Annotated in this window: 12 protein-coding genes and 1 tRNA gene; 4 read left to right on the top strand and 9 right to left on the bottom strand. The window is 40.7% G+C overall.

What is annotated here, in order from left to right; all coding sequences use genetic code 11:
* Positions 1–187: 187 nt before the first annotated feature.
* The 6 genes from NIES592_RS14280 to NIES592_RS14255 form a co-directional block, all read right to left on the bottom strand.
* A complete protein-coding gene (locus tag NIES592_RS14280; protein WP_073556090.1) occupies positions 188–3250 on the bottom strand; it encodes a hybrid sensor histidine kinase/response regulator in 3063 nt (1020 codons plus the stop codon).
* 176 nt (positions 3251–3426) lie between these two features.
* A complete protein-coding gene (locus NIES592_RS14275) occupies positions 3427–6276 on the bottom strand; it encodes a methyl-accepting chemotaxis protein (protein ID WP_062247494.1) in 2850 nt (949 codons plus the stop codon).
* Positions 6277–6338: 62 nt separating this feature from the next.
* A complete protein-coding gene (locus NIES592_RS14270; protein ID WP_009457038.1) occupies positions 6339–6836 on the bottom strand; it encodes a chemotaxis protein CheW in 498 nt (165 codons plus the stop codon).
* Between the two features lie 5 nt (positions 6837–6841).
* Complete coding sequence (locus NIES592_RS14265) at positions 6842–7219, bottom strand: response regulator (protein ID WP_009457039.1); 378 nt, start codon at positions 7217–7219, stop codon at positions 6842–6844.
* A 198-nt stretch (positions 7220–7417) separates the two neighbouring features.
* Entirely contained in the window at positions 7418–8494 is a 1077-nt protein-coding gene (locus NIES592_RS14260; RefSeq protein WP_062247492.1) for a response regulator, read from the bottom strand.
* Between the two features lie 935 nt (positions 8495–9429).
* On the bottom strand, positions 9430–9768 hold the full coding sequence (locus NIES592_RS14255) for an ArsR/SmtB family transcription factor (RefSeq protein ID WP_073556089.1): 339 nt from the start codon (positions 9766–9768) through the stop codon (positions 9430–9432).
* Between the two features lie 138 nt (positions 9769–9906).
* On the opposite strand from NIES592_RS14255, the gene NIES592_RS14250 reads away from it, so the two are divergent.
* A complete protein-coding gene (locus tag NIES592_RS14250; protein WP_071588125.1) occupies positions 9907–10080 on the top strand; it encodes a metallothionein in 174 nt (57 codons plus the stop codon).
* A gap of 693 nt (positions 10081–10773) precedes the next feature.
* A complete protein-coding gene (locus NIES592_RS14245) occupies positions 10774–11172 on the top strand; it encodes a MerC domain-containing protein (RefSeq protein WP_256678141.1) in 399 nt (132 codons plus the stop codon).
* 168 nt (positions 11173–11340) lie between these two features.
* Here NIES592_RS14245 and NIES592_RS14240 read toward each other — a convergent pair.
* A tRNA-Leu gene (locus tag NIES592_RS14240) sits at positions 11341–11422 on the bottom strand.
* Positions 11423–11722: 300 nt separating this feature from the next.
* Positions 11723–12907 (bottom strand): alanine racemase, encoded by a 1185-nt coding sequence (alr, locus tag NIES592_RS14235; RefSeq protein ID WP_062247489.1) that lies wholly within the window; start codon positions 12905–12907, stop codon positions 11723–11725.
* A 344-nt stretch (positions 12908–13251) separates the two neighbouring features.
* Between alr and NIES592_RS14230 the strand changes: the two genes are divergently transcribed.
* Entirely contained in the window at positions 13252–13749 is a 498-nt protein-coding gene (locus tag NIES592_RS14230; protein ID WP_009457046.1) for an HNH endonuclease, read from the top strand.
* A gap of 419 nt (positions 13750–14168) precedes the next feature.
* Complete coding sequence (locus tag NIES592_RS14225; RefSeq protein ID WP_062247487.1) at positions 14169–15467, top strand: DHH family phosphoesterase; 1299 nt, start codon at positions 14169–14171, stop codon at positions 15465–15467.
* 15 nt (positions 15468–15482) lie between these two features.
* Here the strand turns inward: NIES592_RS14225 and NIES592_RS14220 are convergent, their stop codons facing one another.
* Positions 15483–18323 (bottom strand): carboxypeptidase-like regulatory domain-containing protein, encoded by a 2841-nt coding sequence (locus NIES592_RS14220; protein WP_073556088.1) that lies wholly within the window; start codon positions 18321–18323, stop codon positions 15483–15485.
* Positions 18324–18330: the final 7 nt, after the last annotated feature.

The raw sequence follows: 18330 nt of genomic DNA, 5'->3' as shown, positions 1-18330 counted from the left end.
ATCTTTTGATCTCACCCTAACCCTCCAATATTAAAAGTTTTTCCTTGTCTTCCCGGCAAAATGGGAGAATGAAGGGGGTTTTGAGAATTTATGCCAGAGGTCTAATGTAAAAATATAGATTTTAAAGTTTTTCTATTTATTCAGTCAGTTGTAAGATGAAATTATTATTTACTCGCACTAACCGAACTTAGTTTTTATTTGCTTCCGCCAAAGGAAAAATAATTTCTTCGAGTGTTCTCAATAATTCTTGCTCATTGTAAGGTTTTGAGAAGTACGCTCTTGCACCTAGTTGCATTGCTAGTTGTCGATGCTTGTCGCTACTACGAGAGGTGAGCATGGCAACTGGTATGTTTTTAAATTCATTGTTTGATTTGACCCGGCCTAAAAACCCATAACCATCAATGCGTGGCATTTCAATATCACAAATTACAGCCTGAACTTTTAAGCCACTTTGCAATTTTTCTAAAGCATCTTGACCGTCTTTAGCTTGTTCTACTAAATATCCTCCTTTTTCCAAAGTTAAGGCCAAAAAGCGTCGGACATTAATAGAATCGTCAACGATTAAGATTGTTCCTTTTTGGTCTTTTGATGAGTCTAGAGTTTTTTCCTCAGACGGAGTGAGGAACACAGTCTTTAACCTTGCTGATGGTAGTTGATTAGTTCTGGGTGTACGGTCATTAGCAGCAATCCAATAAAGCAACTCGTTGACATTGACTAATGCCACAACTCGACCATCACCAAGAATTGTACAGTTACTAAAGCCAGCAGGTAGAGAAATATTTCCTTCGACACGGCGGATAGCGACTTCTTGTTCACCCCAGCAACGATCAATTTGGATAGCGATTGGTTGATTATTACCTTCGATAATTAATACGCTGGCAGCATTAATTGCTGGAGGTGTTTCTAGGTTGGGGTTGTCATAGCGATAGCAATTAAATTCTAAGTAGCGACTGAGGCGAATCAACGGTAGCATGGTTCCTTGCCAGTTGATGACTTCACTACCTGCCATCGGGAAAACATGCTCATTTTGCAGGAGAAATATTTCCGAGACTGCATCTGTGGGGAATGCCAATAGCATACGGTTGCTTTCCACAAGCAACACACGAGCTACAGAAAGGGTAAATGGCACTAATAAAGTAAAAGTAGTTCCCACCCCAGGTGCGGTATCGACCTTGACGTCGCCCCGTACATGTTTAAGATTACTGCGAACTACATCCATACCTACACCCCGGCCAGATAAAGTTGTGACTTGCTCGCTAGTACTAAATCCTGGCTCAAAGATCAGGGAAAGTAGTTCTTCATCGGTGGCTTGGGCTAATAGAGTTGCATCTAAGCCCATAGCTAAAGCACGGGCGCGAATTTTGTCTAAGGAAATGCCGCGGCCATCATCTTTAATAGTGATGATGGTGCGATTACCTTGATGAGTGGCTTTAATTTCGATGGTTCCCTGTTCTGGTTTACCACAGGCGCGCCGTGTGGCAGCATCTTCTATCCCGTGATCAAAGGCATTTCGCATTAGGTGCATTAATGGCTCATTTAAAGCCTCGAGGATACTGCGTTCAATTAGGGTGCTAGCGCCTTCTATTTTTAACTGTACATTTTTGCCAAACTCCACGCATAAGTCGCGCAATGCTCGGGGAAAGCGATCGACAATATCGGATAGAGGGCGCATCCTGACTTGGGTGAGCTTTCTCTGTAACTGCTTGGAGGTTTTGTTGAGCTTCCTGGCGATTTGATCGGTATCATCGACACTGAGTTGGATGTCAGCAGTCACTTCTTGCACCTGCACGATTGTTTCCATTACTTCTTGCGACAGCAGGTTTAAGTCGTTGTAACGATCCATTTCTAAAGCATCAAACTTGCTTTCTATGTCTTGTGTCTGGTAAGCGTAGTCAAATGCAGGCTGATCGCCACTTCCCCCTGGCAATGGCAAAGATGGTATTTCTGCTGAGATCACAGCTTGAGTTGCGATTCGGTCATAGGCTGTGCGTAGTTCTTGATTTTCTCGTTCCAGACTTTGAACGCGCTGACTAAGATTGCGAATTAATTTACGTAGTCTTTCTAGCTGTAAGTTTAGCCCGTTGCGTTGGATGATTAATTCTCCGAATAAGTCGTTGATTTGCTCGAGCTGCTTGCTAGGGACTCGGACAGTATTTTCTTGAGTTTCGCGCTCTTTGTTGGCTGCGATCGCTTCCCGTTTGGGTTCAACAAATTTGTAATCTGTTACCGGAATTTCTCTGGCATTAATCGGAGTAGGCTCACCTAGCTCATCAGCAACAGAGTTGCTTTCGTCAGCAAAGGCTGCTTCTAAGGCTTCAAAGTCTGCGGCGATGATTTCTTCGTCCAGCCAAGTTTCTGCGGTAATTTCTGCTTGCAGAATCTCATCCTCTTCTGCTGTGCTTGCTGTTTGTTGAAACTGTGGAGTTAATTCTTGTGTTGTAGATGGCTGGGTTGATAGTTGGATAAAAGTTTGTTCTAGATCAAGCTCTGTTGGTAAGCTATCTAGTTGATTTGTCAATACTAAGGCTTGCGATCGCCGCCATGCTGTTAAGGAGGCGCGGGCAATTTCTTCAATTTCGTCTGCTTGTGCAGTATCTAGGTGGTGGGCTATTGATTCACACAACTGAGTAAAAGCTTCTAGCTGGAGCATTTCGCCCAAGCCACCCAACTCTGCTGCCATGATGGCAAGTTCTTCTTTCAGGCAAGGTTGTTGATGATCTGCTAAGACAGATTCTAAGCGTTGCAAGCATCCTTCTACCTCGGTTTCAAAGAGTAAGGGTATAATATTTTGCCCGTCATCTTCCGGTGATAGGATGGTTGAAGCGTCTTCTGGGGTCGGATCGCCCAAAATCTGATGCAGTTCGTCAAAAACAGGGTAACAAAAAGTACTTAGCCACTGCTCGTCTACGGTATTTCCTTCTGAGTGCAGTTCGACTATCTGTCGCAGCCAATCAACTCCAGATAATAATAAACTTTGTAGTTCAGTATCAATTTCTAAAGAATTTTTTCGAGTTTTTAATACTTTAAAAGAATCTTCTAAACGGTGCGCGAGATCAGAAAGAGAGCGAAACCCCATCATCCCTGCACCACCTTTGATGGAATGGGCAGCTCGGAGGGCAGCATTGATCTTGTCTGGAGCTATGCGGTGATTTGTCTCAATTTCTAATAATATTCCCTCCAGTGTATTCAGATAATCTGTTGCTTCCTCCAGAAACTGCATCTGAATTTCTAATTCTTTGTCCTGTGACATAGTTGTTGTCCTTGGTCATCCGATTTGAAATTTTGGATTTTGGATTTTGGATTGACCCCACGGATAAATCCGCTTTTTTGTAATCTGCTTGGAATTATCGCTTAATAGTCAATAGTCATCGATCATTAGTCATTTGTCATGGACAAATAACCACGGACAAATAACTAATGACAAAATTAATTGACCTTGAACGTACCCACAGTTTCTTGTAACTTTTGAGAAATCTTCACAGTCTGTTGCAGAGATTCAGAAACTTGTAAGGAAGAGTCACTGGTGCGTTTGGAAATAATGGCGATTTGTTTCATCAATTCACTGACTATTTGTGATGTTTCCACTCCAGAAGCTGTGGTGGTAGAAATTGATTGTACTAGGGCGTCAATTTGGCGTGAAACTTCCAAAATTTGACTGAGACTGCCTTTTGCTTCTTCAACAATGCGCGTACCTTCCACTACCTGAGCAGTTCCTACTTCCATCGCTTGCACTACTTCGCTAGTTTCTCGTTGGATGTTCTCAACGATTTGTTCAATTTCTTTAGTTGCGGCTGCAGATCGCGCTGCGAGTTCTCCTACTTCTTCAGCAACGACGGCAAATCCTTGTCCTTCTTCACCTGCTCTTGCTGCTTCAATACCAGCGTTGATTGCCAGTAAGTTGGTTTGCATGGAAATCTGATTAATCAATGCCACGACGCGGGAAATCTGTTGGGTAGATTCTCCTAAACGCTTGACTTTTTTGGCGGTTTCGCCCACAGTTTCCCGGAGGTGGAGAATATTTTGCACTGTCATATCCATTGCTTGACTACTTTTGGCAGCAGTAGTTGAAGCGTTTTGAGCAACGATCGCAGCTTGTTGGGCGCTGTCTGCTACTGCTTGAATAGATGCTGTCATTTGATCAACTGCATTCAAGGTGTGGTCAATCTCAGCAGCTTGGGCCAAAGCTTCTTCTGCGAGTTGGTGAATGGCGCCGGAGTTGGTGCCAATTGCCTGGTTTACTTGGTTAGCAGCAACTTTAACTTGGGTGACGATATCCCGCAAGCTTTCAACGATGGAGTTGAAAAAGTCAGCAACAGTGCCTATTTCACCAGCAGTGACATCAGCACGTACTGTCAAGTCACCACTAGCTGCACCTTCGACATTGCTAAGTAGTTCCAACAGCTGCATTTGCAGAGCTTCTTTTTGTTGCCGTTCATCTATGGTAGACTTTTCGGCAATTACCTTGGCGCTTTCTAGTTCTTGTAGCAACTTGGCTTGCTCTAGTGCGTAACCGACTTGGGTTGCGATCTGTTTAAATAAATCAATTTCTGTTTGTTGCCAAATTCGCGGACTGTCGCAATGATGAGCAATCAATAAAGCCACTAGTTCTTCTTGATGAACAATTGGTGCGATCAAATTCGCTTTGACTGCAAATCTTTCCAGCATTTTGATATAGCAGTCAGGGTTACTCAAATTGGGGTCTTGATAAATATTTGTAATTGCCCGCACTCGACCATCTTTGTAAGCATTGACATGACGTTCTCGAAAACAAGGATCATCTATTTGTACTCCTAACATTTTCGGGAAACTGCTACTGACTGCCTCAGCAACGACAGCCCCATCCCAGGTATCGGTGTGAAATTTATAAACTATTACCCTATCTGTTTTCAGTGCTTGTCGGACCTCTCTAACTGTTGTTTTGTAAATATCGTCTTCTTTCAGGCTTCTGCGTAATCGTAAAGTAATATCTGCAAGCAATTTGGCTCGCTCTGCATCTTGCTCTTGTTCTTTGAGTGAAGCTTCTAGTTGTGCTGCCATTTGGTTAATGTTGGCAACCAAGACTCCGAGTTCGTCTTCTCCTTGGAAATACAGACGGGTGTTGAGTTCGCCCCGTCCCAGTTTTTCTACCGTTGCTGTTGCTTCCAAAATTGGTTCTGTGGCTCGTTTGGCTATCCAGGCTGCGATCGCTGCGACGATGATCGCTGTTAACCCTGTACCGATGGCAAAAGTCAGTAATAATTCTTGTTGAGCGGCAAATGCTGTGGATGTATTAGTTGCCAGCAGCACTTCCCATTGCAAATCTGGCAAACCTTTGAGTGGTTTAATAGGTACGTAGCTCAACAACTGCTGGCGATCGCCGTGAACTGGATCTAATCCGACGACAGTCTGATCTCGGAATTTTTGTAGGGATTTGTATACGTCTGGGTAATCTGTTTTGATGTTGCTATTTAGATGGTCTGATTCTGACGCTATGAAAATTTTTCCAGATTTATCAAGGAAGAGATACTCTTCTACTGTTTTTGTATAACTTGTTGCCAAATCTTCTAATGGTTCTACAGGCATACGTACTCTGGCTATAGCAATTGTATTGCCTGTGCCATTCTCTTTCACAGGTGCGGCAATAAAAATACTATTTTTCTTTGTAGTTGGTGATACTTCTGGTTGACTGATATAGGGGCGATCGCTTTGCTGTACTGCCTTAAAAAAGTCACGATTTTTGACGTTCGCAATTGAGTCTGCCTGCGATTTCAAAATCAATTCACCTTTTAAATCATAGACAGCAATGCTTTCATAAATTCTGCTTCCATCTACAGTTTTGGTATCTATGACTCTATCCAGGATTGCTTGTTTTTCTTGAGGGGAAGTGTTTGCCCGAATTTGAGGATCTACGAGCATTGGCAGATTAGATATAAACTGAATATCTCCATACCGCTCAACCATAAAACGGTTAACTTTGTCTGCCAAGTCTTCAGCTTGAGATTGCTGCAATTGGGAAGCTTTATTTTGGACAGAGTTCTTGGTAATTTGATAGGCTAGCACCCCAATCCCCAATACTGGTAGTGTACCTATGGCGATCGCTAGTACTGTTGCTTTTGTTCCCAAACTCAAGCGTTTAAAACTAGCAAAGATACGATTCAAGGGAGATATTGTTTCTGTTTGATCGTTATTGGGCAAATCAGGGAGCTTTACTACACTATCCTTAACTTTTTGAGAAGGAAGCATTGATTTTCGATTTTCAATATCACTACTATTAGCCGCGTCCGTTTTATTAAACATAAAATAGTGTCCCACAATAGTTGGAGAATAACCCTAAACAAACCATCTTGTAGTAATACACCCTAGTTACCATGCAAAATAGAAGATTGGACAATAGCCTGTGCATCTAATACCAGCAATACTTCCTTCTGTTGCACAACGCACCCACGCAGATACGGAACTAAACTAGAGGCGACTTGTCCAACAGGAGAGCGAATTTCATCGGGCATAAATTTAGTTGTACCTTTGATCTCTTGTACAACTAAGCCAAGAAGCAGTGATTCTACCCGAATAATAATGATGTTGAACTGGCGGAATCTATGGTCTAAAGATTCTAAATTGAACATCCTTGGCAGATCAACTACCCAAACTATGTGACTCCGCCAATTCATCAACCCAAGTATGCAGGAGGGCATGTTTGGCATAGAGGTGATACTTTCCACAGGTACAACAATTGCCTCTTGTGTATACCTCATTGGTAAAACTGCTGGGGCTTGTTTATTGAGTTGAAACCTGAGATAGCCGTCTCCCTGGTTATGATCAATTGGTTTTGCAGCCAGTGTAATTTTTGAATTATTCATTTGATTCAAATCGCCACTGATTTAATTGCACGCAAAAGCTGTTCGCGGGTGTAAGGTTTGGTTAAATAAGCATCAGCACCTTGCCTCATTGCCCATAATCTGTCTATTTCTTGATTTTTGGAACTGCAAATTACAATTGGCACTTTTTGAGTAGCAGGATTTTTTTTCAGAGAACGGCACAACTCAAATCCACTCATTCCTGGCATTACGACATCCGTGACGATGACATCTGGTTGTTGTGAAATAGCTTGTTCTAATGCTTCTTTTGCACCAGTTGTCTTAATAACGTTGTAGCCACTTTCTCTAAGGTAGTGGCTCATTAGTTCCAATTCACTGGGAGAATCTTCCACAATCAAAATAGTCCCAAGCAAAGTTAGACTCACTCCTATATCTCCTAAACAGTCTTTCAATTTTAGATTTTAGATTTTGGATTTTGGAGCCACTGCGGTGTGCGGGTTAAGAGCATAAAGCTCCTGGCGTCACGTGGCTTGATTTTAGATTGGTTCCACAGATATGGAGACCTGTATCATTAGAGAATTATTTAGTCAAATTTTTACTACATTCTTTGTGATGACACACAATTAATCAAGATGTTTAAACACCATTTTTAATAGATCTGATTGTGTAAATGGCTTAGTTAAATAACCTGATGACCTTACCATTTTTGCCTTGGCTCGGTCTATAAATCCTGTTCTGCCAGTCACCATGATTATAGGTGTATTTTTAAAAGCTGAATGCCTACGCAACAAAGAACATAGTTCATAACCGTCTAGATTTGGCATTTCCACATCTAGTAAAATTAGATCAGGTTTGCTGCGGAGAATTTGCATTAAAGCTTTCACCGGATCGTTAATCATTACAACTGAAAACGTGTTTTCATCCAAAAAATTTCTAATGGAATTTAAAACTGTTGGACTATCATCAATACAAGCTACTGTGTATAAGCTCCTTTTCGCCGACTGTAAGGGAATCTGGCTATGAAGGATACTATCTGAATTTTCAAAATTATGATTGTCTTTTGTTATGTGTTGCTCAGGCTGAGCTTGAGGTTGTACCCTCCTTTGAGATGGTGTTTTCAGCAAAGTTTGGGAACTTTCTTCAGTATTAACTGTTGGATATTGCTCTTGCTTATTTCGTAACTGCTTTTGACAGTGTTCTACTAATAATCGTAAATCTAATCGACAAAACTTTGGTAGTTCGTCTAAAGGAGTTTCACGATAAAACTCATAGCTACCTTGTTTTAATGTCAAGAAAGACTCCAGCACTTCTTTGGCTAATTCATCTATCAAAATAGCTGCTTGCGGAGGAGTAATGTAGTCTTGATTTACTAACCAGCAAATAGCTTGATAATCTGCGTGTGGCATCGCTTGATTGTCGTTCTTGGTGTCAAACATCAATCGCATTTGCACACGATTTGCACTCAATAAATTCGGAATTTGTTGGCTTAAACGTCGCAATTGATTATCCAGCCGCTCAAACAATTTATCAGCAGAAGAGGCGTAGGTTAGTTTTCCTTCTTCTAAATAAATTGTCCAAGAATTTGTGTCAGTATATACTCGCAAGCAGCCCGTAGCGCGTCTACTAGTTAACTGTGCTAATAGAGACAGGGGATGTAGTTTCTGAAAAAATCTGTAGCTACTTATAGGACTTGTGCTCATTGTGATTCTACTTGTTGCTCAATTGGATGGGTCTAAGCTATATTTATTCAGAAGCTCTGGACAATAAAACTGCATAAAACTTAATTTCTTGTATTAAAAAATACAAAATTATTCGAGTCTGTTTGTAACTAAATTTAAAGTAAGATAGCTTGATATTTTGATAATAAAATCACCGTCAAGTTATAAGTAAGAGTTATTTTACTCACTTATACTGAGATTAACAAACATTCTCCGGCAAAAAGCAAAAAAAATGTGAAGACTAGATTAAACGATTTGCCCTTAAGTAAATATTATGTAATTTTAGCTGTCACATTAGTAACTGAAATTACAAACATAGACTTGCTATTTTCAGTGTTGCTACTCATATTATGTCCGCTTGAACACTTACTATTATCCATCAGGGTCGGTAATAGGTGAGCCAGCAGGGTCTAGCCTTCGGGAAGCCTATGAGCACGTCTATGGGTTTTTCCCATCAGTATCCAAGCTTTATATCATAAGCAACTAGTCGGACATGATATCAAACATCATCTGCTCAATCAATCTTACGGTTTCTAAGTATAGATACTTAAGCAATTAGTTAACAATAATATTTTTTAGCCTTTATTCTTAATGATTTTGACAAAGGTTTAGTTAGTTTACGTTATATATTAGTATTACCTTTTACATGGTTAAAAGTATTATTTAATACATTTTCCCAAAAACTTAATCTTTTAATCAAATGTGATTGCCTAAATTATTTTTGCGATACTAAAGACATATATTGCGTGTTAAAAGATAATAGTATGTATTCAATGTAACTATGATTTCAGTGGTAAATATCCAGCACGAGAAAGGGAAAAAATTATACGCCCATAACGGTAAATTTGAGTTGGTAAGCTAGCCCCCAAACCAAGAGTGAGTGCGATCGCTGTGATGAAATGACAATAGGTTTTCCTTCAACCGTAATTGTTGCATTTATTTACACCTAAAGCCACATCAGCCAGTAATTCATCTGCAAGATCAAGAAGCTTGGCTATGCGTTCATCACTGAGTTGATAGTATACAAAACGCCCTTGCTGTTGACGAAACACCAAATCACAACAGCGCAAGCATCCAAGGTGATTGGATACATTAGACTGGCTCAGTCCTGTAGCCTCAACAATCTCGTTAACAGTCAGCGGACCAGAACCCAATGTATTAAGAATAGACATACGTGAGTGGTCAGATAAACCTCGAAATAGTTTGACTTTCAGATCAGTTGTTTGAGTTTTGGTAATTTTAGTTTTAGCAATCATTAAAGTGTCCTAAAAAGCTTTATTATTCATAGATATCAGTTATTACTGATATTTAATTGTGATTGAGCAAAGACAGTGCGATCGCTAGCTTTGCCAATTATTTAATGATCTCACGAAAAATAAGGAGAAGCTAAGGCTATGACAACCGTAAGCCAAGTAAAATGTGCCTGTGGTTCTTGCCTATGTGTTGTTTCCATAGAGGATGCCATTATCAAAGATGGCAAACCTTACTGCTGTGAAGCTTGTGCAAACAGCCATCAAAGCGGTGAAGTCTGTACTCAATGTCAATCTGTTTGTGGCTGTGCATCATAAAATAGACCTCTTGCGTGCATAGTTGAAAAACCCCTCTTAGTCCCAGAAAATAAGGTAAAGCGTGTCTAAAAAGAAACAGGACTAGCTAAATTCACTTTCTCTGTTTAACCAAAGGCAAGGATTAAGGTGGGGTTTTTGAGTATTCATGTCAGAGATGCTAGTGTGATTGAACCACACTACAAAAATTACGAAAACGAAAAACTAGATAGGGGCAGATAAAGATTGTTAAATACAATACATAAAGAGATTAAAATTTGTTTTGCTTTCATAAAATAATATTGTTTTAAACACCATATTTTCGATGGCAGTATGGCTATAAATATTACAGGGTAGCATGTAAATATTACTGTTACTTTTAAGTCATACAATTAAGAGCTTTTTAGAATCTTTTACTCGTAGCAATCAGTTAGATTGAAGTCATAGTAATAATTAGCAGACTAGACGCCTGACTATTTTATTCAACATAGGTTTTCCAAAACTTTGTAGACAATTTAAAATAAAGTATTAATAACGACAACAATAAAACGACAAAACTACAAAGAGAGTTGATTTTGTGTGTCAAAAAAACTTTTATATTTAGTCGGTTTTATGAGAGTATTCTTATTAAGAATATGCATATTGCTCGAGATGCAAAATTTTAGCTAATTTTGCGAATTAATAAATAGAAAATCATCAGCATAAAGGAGTATTAAAGTGCATAGCAGAAGAATGCAGATGATCATGGATAAAGCTGCGATCGCACTTTCTACCACGTGTGCAATTCATTGTCTATTTTTACCGATTTTGCTCATTGCCCTTCCTGCACTAGCAACTACTTCTGTTGGTAGCGAAAGTTTTCACCGTCTTCTGCTGTGGTTTGCCTTTCCCGTTAGTGTGTTGGCTTTGACACAAGGGTGTCGTCGTCATAAAGACCGAATAGTAATTGGCGCTGGTGTTTTAGGATTGGCGCTTCTGACCACAACTGCAATTGCTGGCCACAACCTTCTCAGCGAAGATGGTGAACGTATTGCTACAACGTTAGGAGCAACAGTATTAGCATTTGGGCATATCCGTAACTATAGGTTATGCAATAAAAATAAATGTAATGTCTAATTCTCAGCTATATCTAAACAATAGTTCTGGCGAACAGTTACTAAAGAACAGCTAGGATCAGGATCACCCTACTCTGGAATTCTTTACTCATTCCCTGTAAGCTTTGCGGCTTTGCAATAAAGAAGCCTACAAAATAATTTTGTACTGTCATTAGTTAATTTATTATAATGCGGATGAAAGGACTTGAACCTTCACGCCTCGCGGCACTAGAACCTAAATCTAGCGCGTCTGCCAATTCCGCCACATCCGCATCAGTTTCCTATCATAGCATAAAGGTTGTCCATAGCAATAATTTTTTACGAATTAAGAGCAACTACCGAAGTTCAGCCCAAATTCTGCAAATGCCTATTTTTGTGTTGTGAACTTCGGTTGTTTAGTACATAAGGGTTTTAGGCTTTTTGTTTGGAGGAATTGAGATGTTTTTGTCTGTAAATTATCTGAACTTCGGAAATCGGCTCTGGAAATTTTACTGGGTAACGGTTTAAAATAGGATTCTCCCCACTCGCTGGGAAAACTAATTGAATGGAAACTGAATGGAAACAATGGGAACCTAAATTACACCGACACGAGGTAATCGATGCTTGAATCCGCAGAGAATTTCCCAAGAAATTGTGTTTAGTTGATTTGCCCAGTCATCAGCGGAGATTTGTTGTTTGCCATCTTGACCTAGTAGGGTGACTACCTCACCTTCTTGTATATCTGGTAAGGCACTGATATCTACCATCAGTTGATCCATTGTAATTGCGCCGATCTGTTGTACTCTTTGACCACGAATTAATACCTGCATTTTGTTGGAAAGATTGCGTGGAACACCATCGGCATAACCAATGCCAACAACAGCAATTCGCATTTCTTGCTTGGCAATAAATTGATGACTGTAACTCACACCAGTCCCAGCAGCAATGGTTTTGACTTGGGTGACTCTGGCCCTGACTTGCAAAACAGGTTTCAAGTTAATTTGCGATCGCAAATGTGTGGCTGGGTAAAGTCCGTAAATGAGTAAACCTGCACGCACCATATCATAGTGTAATGCTTTATCGGTCAGGGTGGCGGCTGAGTTTGCCAAGTGCAAGCAAGGTGGTTTTAATCCTAATGCTTTAATTTGAGCGATCGCTTCTTGAAAGCGTTGGTGTTGTAGTTGCATGACAGTCGGATCAGGACTATCTGCGGTTGCTAAGTGCGAATAAATACTAGCTATTTTTAAATGTGGCAAACTCTGCACTAGCTGCACAAACCCGCTGGCTTCTTGCCAATTGGTTCCTAAGCGGGACATACCCGTGTCTAACTTGATGTGGACAGGTATGGCACAAGTATAAGAATTCGCTTCTAGGATATTGGAAAATATAAGTGCTTGTTTGGGACTGCATAGTGTTGGCTGAAGTTGCCAATGGGCGATCGCATGAATTTGTTCTGGAGTGTGAGTTGCACCTAATATTAAAATTGGAGCTTTTACCCCAGCTTCCCGTAGTTGAATTCCTTCTGGGACAGTGGCAACACCAAGCCAACTTGCCCCTGATTCTAAAGCTGTTTGGGCAACTGTGACTGCTCCGTGTCCGTAAGCATCAGCTTTGACAACCGCCATGAGCTGGGTACGTGGTGATAGGAACTGGCGTAGTTGCTGGACGTTGTGGGCTAAAGCCACTAAATCAATTTCCACCCAAGCACGCTGCGAAAACCAAGCATAAGTATCGCATAGTCCAGCTGCAACACTCTGAGATGGTTCATGACTTAACATCCTGTTTACTCCTATCACACCACTGTTTTTCTTTCAGCTTATATATATTTATTCAAATTACTAAAAGCTACTCTGGAATAATCAGGAAGTTTACCGCTCATCGTGTCAACGGCACAAGGGTTAATAGTAGGATTTGATTAAATCAAAGTTGTTAAGCACGGTATTAATAAAATCAATAACCAGCCCAATATTGAATTATTGGAGCGATCGCTAAATTTAAGTTATAAAAAACAAGCTTTTCTCTCCATTTTGGCAACAAATCCAGCAGTATAATTTATTCTCATCACCAAAGCAGAGTATATTTGTGTTAATATATGTAAAACTAATACCTTGAACGATCATCAATGGGGAAGGTTTTAGTACTCAATGCCTCTTATGAACCGCTCAACATCACGAGTTGGCGCCGTGCAGCGGTTTTGCTAATCAAGGGTAAGGCAGAACGGGTAGAGCACAATGGCAAGTTTCTTTACTCCGATTTTCCGCTTCCAACGGTAATTCGCTTGCGCCATTATGTGCGGGTTCCCTATAAAGAAATTCCTCTCACACGCCGAAATATATTGCATCGGGATGGTCATACTTGTCAATACTGTGGTTACACAGGAGATGAGTTGACTTTAGACCATGTAATACCGCGATCGCGTGGAGGAGGAGATTCTTGGGAAAACATTGTTACAGCTTGCGTCCGCTGCAATGTTAAAAAGGGCTGCCGTACCCCTCATGAAGCACATATGCTTCTACGCCACACACCTCGGAGACCTTACAGTAGCTTGTACTTTGAGGTTACAAAGCACCTAAAAACTGGAACACACAAGGAGTGGCAAAAGTATGTTATAGGGCTTTAACATTTACCTTTATTTGATATCAATCGGTAAAAGTTTTTTATGGCTTTTGCTGTTTACCAACTGTGGACTAGGTTGGTTTAGCGGCTTGTTACTGGCTATATTGCCCTTTACAAGCTAGCATTATATTTTGTAAAGATTTGTTGCCGTTTTTGACCAACCTCGTCATCATAACACATTTTGGTATTCTTGCAAGTAGTTAAAAGTTTTTTATTTTGCAAAACATAATAGATACAACAAATATATCAATTAAGCATCCTTCGGTTATCAGCCAAAAAATGTAGAAAAAATAGACCCATATATACATTCCCAAGTTCATTAATTTTTGCGAAGATCGACATGGTGTGGCTAAACCAGTGATTTTCTGATTGTAGTTTTTATTGTTGAACTTATCTCACGCCACACAAAGTAAACTATCTCCTATGCAGTTTCATTCTTCCCTTACTCAGTTTGAGAGATTGCCATTGACGACAGATCCGACTCCAGAACCGAATCCAGATGAGGCAGAAATAGATAAAGAGTCTTTAGATGTTCCACAAATCAGGCAGTCTAACGGAACACTAGCATCAACTGAAGGAGTCAATCCTCTGGGTCAGCGTACCAATTCTGTAACACTACAGAAATCAGAAGAATTGCGTCAAGTAATGCTTGCCCATCGTCATGAGCGTCAGTTGGTAATTTTACAAGACTTTCCCGACCCAGACGCTCTTTCTTCTGCTTGGGCTTACCAGTTAATTGCGCAACAGTACGATATAAAATGTGAGATTGTCTATGCCGGCACTCTCAGCCACCAAGAAAATATCGCCTTAGTCAAGTTAACTGGCTTACCAGCCATCCGGTGTTCAGTAGCAGCCTTGAAAAGCAAGGATTTGTCTTTTTACCAAGGTTATACCTTAATTGATAACCAAGGTACTACCTCTGGATTAGTGCCGATAGTGCAACAGGCAGGAATTCCCCTGATGGCAGTAATTGACCATCACAATTTGCAAGGAGATCTCAAATCAGAATTTATTGATATTCGTCCAACGGTAAGAGCTACAGCAACAATTTTTACCCAGTATTTACAGGCAGGGTTGCTACCCTTAGATAACAGCATCAATCAGCATGTTAAATGTGCTACTGCTCTAATGCATGGATTGCGTTCAGATACAAATCTGCTGATGCAAGCCAAAGAAGAAGATTTTATGGCAGCAGGTTACCTAAGTAGATTTTATGACGCCCAGCTCCTGAGCGCTGTATTGCAAGCTAACCGTTCCAAACGGGTGATGGATGTGATTGAGCGATCGCTCAAAAACCGTATTGTCCAAAATAACTTTTCCATTGCTGGGGTAGGTTACCTACGCTATGATGACAGAGACGCCATACCCCAAGCCGCAGATTTTCTTGTCACGGAAGAAAACGTCCACACTGCCGTAGTTTACGGGATTGTTCACGATGAAGATGAGGAGTTAGAAGTAGTTGTAGGTTCCTTGAGAACCACTAAACTGACTCTAGACCCTGATGAATTTATCAAAGAAGCCTTTGGACAAGATAGCAGTGGTCGATTTTTTGGTGGTGGACGCACTAGCGCCGGTGGTTTTGAAATTCCCATGGGTTTTTTATCAGGCAGTAACGAAAATTCTGCTTATGCGAAAATGAAGTGGGAAGTTTTCGATACTCAAATCAAGCAAAAACTGCTGAGATTAGTTAACCCTAAAGATAACCCAATTCAACCAGAGTAGTAGTAGCAGGAATGATTAGTTTTGCTGGAGATTAATTTCTTGAAACGACTCAGAAGATGCGTCTAACTGCAAATTACCAGGTAAAGCTGACTTGCCGTTAACTTCCACAATATATTCTCCTTGCTGCAATCCTTCCAGATAATAAACTCCTGCACCATTAGTAACAGACAATCGTCGCAAACCTGAACTTGTTTGAATCGCTTCTACCCGTACCCCTGCAACTGGCTGACCTTGAGCATCAGTTACAACTCCCGTACGAGTATAAGATTTTACAAGAGGTAACTCTACTGTTGTATAACTACCAGCAACCACATCCACAGCCAAAGCGTCTGTCGTTGCTTTCCAGTCCAAGGGAAATCCGGCTGGATCTAAATCCAGACGATACTTTCCAGGAAACAAGCGCACTAAAGCCCCCTGATTTTGAATTTCTGGATCGAAAAAATTTAAAGAACGATTGTTAAGAATAAACATTAAATCTGGCTTATGGAGATAGACTGCTTCATGAGCATCCCGTTTACCATTGTGATTGCGGTCAAAAAAAGGTTGAATTAATATACCACCTTGGGTACGAAAATAATTAGAACGTCGAGAAGAATCAGGCTTAATTCCTCTTTGGGTGTCAAAGCTAGAAACTAACTCAATCCTAAAACTAGGTTGATCTGAAGTCAGAGATACGCCTTGGTAACGCCCCCTTAGCATCATACCTGGAATAATTGTTGTTCCCAAGCTGGCAATTACTCCCGAACCTTGGGAACCGATACCATAACCTAGTTGTGCTTCCCACAAATAGCTTCCGTCAACAGCGCGTGCTGGTGAACGGTAACGCCAACTCGCACTAGCTAGACTATTTTCCTGGGTGAGGAAATTACTAGTTTCGTAATTTAAGACTAATGAGTGTCCTGTATCTAAAGGATCTTTCCCAGAAAAATTGTAGGTGAGTTGAGATAGAGAACCAACTTCGTTACCACGAGTTGTAAATTCCAAATCACCCCAGCGTTGCAAAAAACTCCATCGGAAGTGATTGCGACTGTCTAAAGTTGCGCGAGCAAAGGTAAAAGAATTTTTACCACTATGGGAAATTTCCAAACCCCCGAATACACCATCTCGACTTTTATAGCCACCTAGCAAACCCAGCCAAGGAAACATTTGCCAATCGAAATTAAAATTATAACCAAAGCGATCGCTAAAAAATTGGGTATGTGCAGTAGCAGACAAATCAAACCGAATATCAGCATTCACATCCCAATGATTGTTTTCATCTCCGCTTAAAGCTGAAACAGCTACCGTTAAGGGTAAATTTTGCGGCTGATAAAAGATTTCTCCCAACCCCCGAAATGAATCATCGTAAACTCCACCAATTCCTATAGTTAAGTTTTCCGACAAACCCCAACGTTGAGCCACACCCCCTCTCACATCAGAAAATTCTCCCAACAGATTAGGGCTATCTAGTGAAAATTTCCGTCGCAAACCACCAGAAATAATCAACGCCTTCCCACCAGCTGGTAATTGTCCCGGTGCGGTAGAAAAAGTCAGATCCTGAATTTCTGGTGGTTCGGTAAGTCGTCCTTGGGGGTAAAGTAAAAGGCGGTAATTACTCCCAAGGAAACGACCACCAACTGGGATATTCTCAAAACGATAAATACCAGAAGAATCAACTAGAACTTCTGCAATTGGGCGATCGCTAAAACCTTGCGTTAATCGTACCAATGTTCCTGGTTCTGCTTTACCTGTAACTACTCTTCCAATTTCAGCAGCTTGTAAGCGCTGACGCGGATCTGGTGTTGCACCTAACCAAGTTTCTTTTGGCTTATATCCTTGGCGCTGAATAGTCGTAAAACCCCAATAATCACCCATTCCGTGACTAAACCAAAATGGTATCTGTGAACCAAGAATATAATCAGCTAAATCTGTCTGATGCAGAAATTGAGCTTCAGCAATTTGCCAAGTGGTAGCATTTTTGAAGTTTGGTTGGTGAGCGCGGATAAACCAACTACCACCCAAGGCTGTACCAACTGCTGTTAAGTTGCCTTGATAACTAGTAGCATTACTGACCGAACCATTAGCAAATAAACGTTGCTCAACAGCAGTAATACTAAAGTCTGGAGGAGTAATTTCTGGTAGTCCCACCGTTTCCACCGGTAGTTCTTGGGGGTTGCTAAGTTCCCCAGGTGCTGGAGTTTTTAACCAAGGTGGCAGTAAGCGTACTGTATAATCATTGATATCAAATTCAGCCGGAACGCCAAACAAAGTTTGCAAATCTTGCACAGAAAACACTAACCCTAATTTTGGGTCATTGCGGAGTAGTTTAGGATTAATACGAGTTACAATACCAGGCGCACGCACTTCTTGCAGACCATCCGGCAAAGCTTTAACATCCAAGTTCAAAGCTTGAACTATTGCATCATAAGGTATGAGCCATTGCTCAAAGTCAACAGCTGCGATTCCATCTTCCTTTCCCCGTACTAAAACACTCTTAATGACATTACGCTTGTCTAAATCTAGACCTACAGGGAAAACCTGAAAATTTTCTTTCATCGAAGGTACCGACGATGGCGTTACTGTGGCTGCGCTTGATTGAGGTAGAGAAGTTTCTGGAGCCAGGTTTTCTGGTGGTGCAATCTGCGGTCGCACACTGGGAGCGATCGCCTGATCTGTCTTAGTAGAATCAGTTTTTAAATCTGCAATTAAATTCTGATTACTAACAGAAAATTCAGGTCGATAAATCTCTGGTAATACAGGTTTGAAATCATTTTTTCCCGTCTCATAATTGACTAAATCAAAGACTGATTTGCTAATATTTGCAAATACTAAATCATAGTTATTAGGTAATTCTGGAGGAGATATTACATTAACCATAGTCACC

It is taken from the genome of Fischerella major NIES-592, from assembly GCF_001904645.1.
In the GTDB taxonomy this organism is placed as follows: Bacteria; Cyanobacteriota; Cyanobacteriia; order Cyanobacteriales; family Nostocaceae; genus Fischerella; species Fischerella thermalis.
The sequence above is the reverse complement of the archived record's forward strand: the minus strand, read 5'-3'. Positions and strand labels throughout refer to the sequence as shown.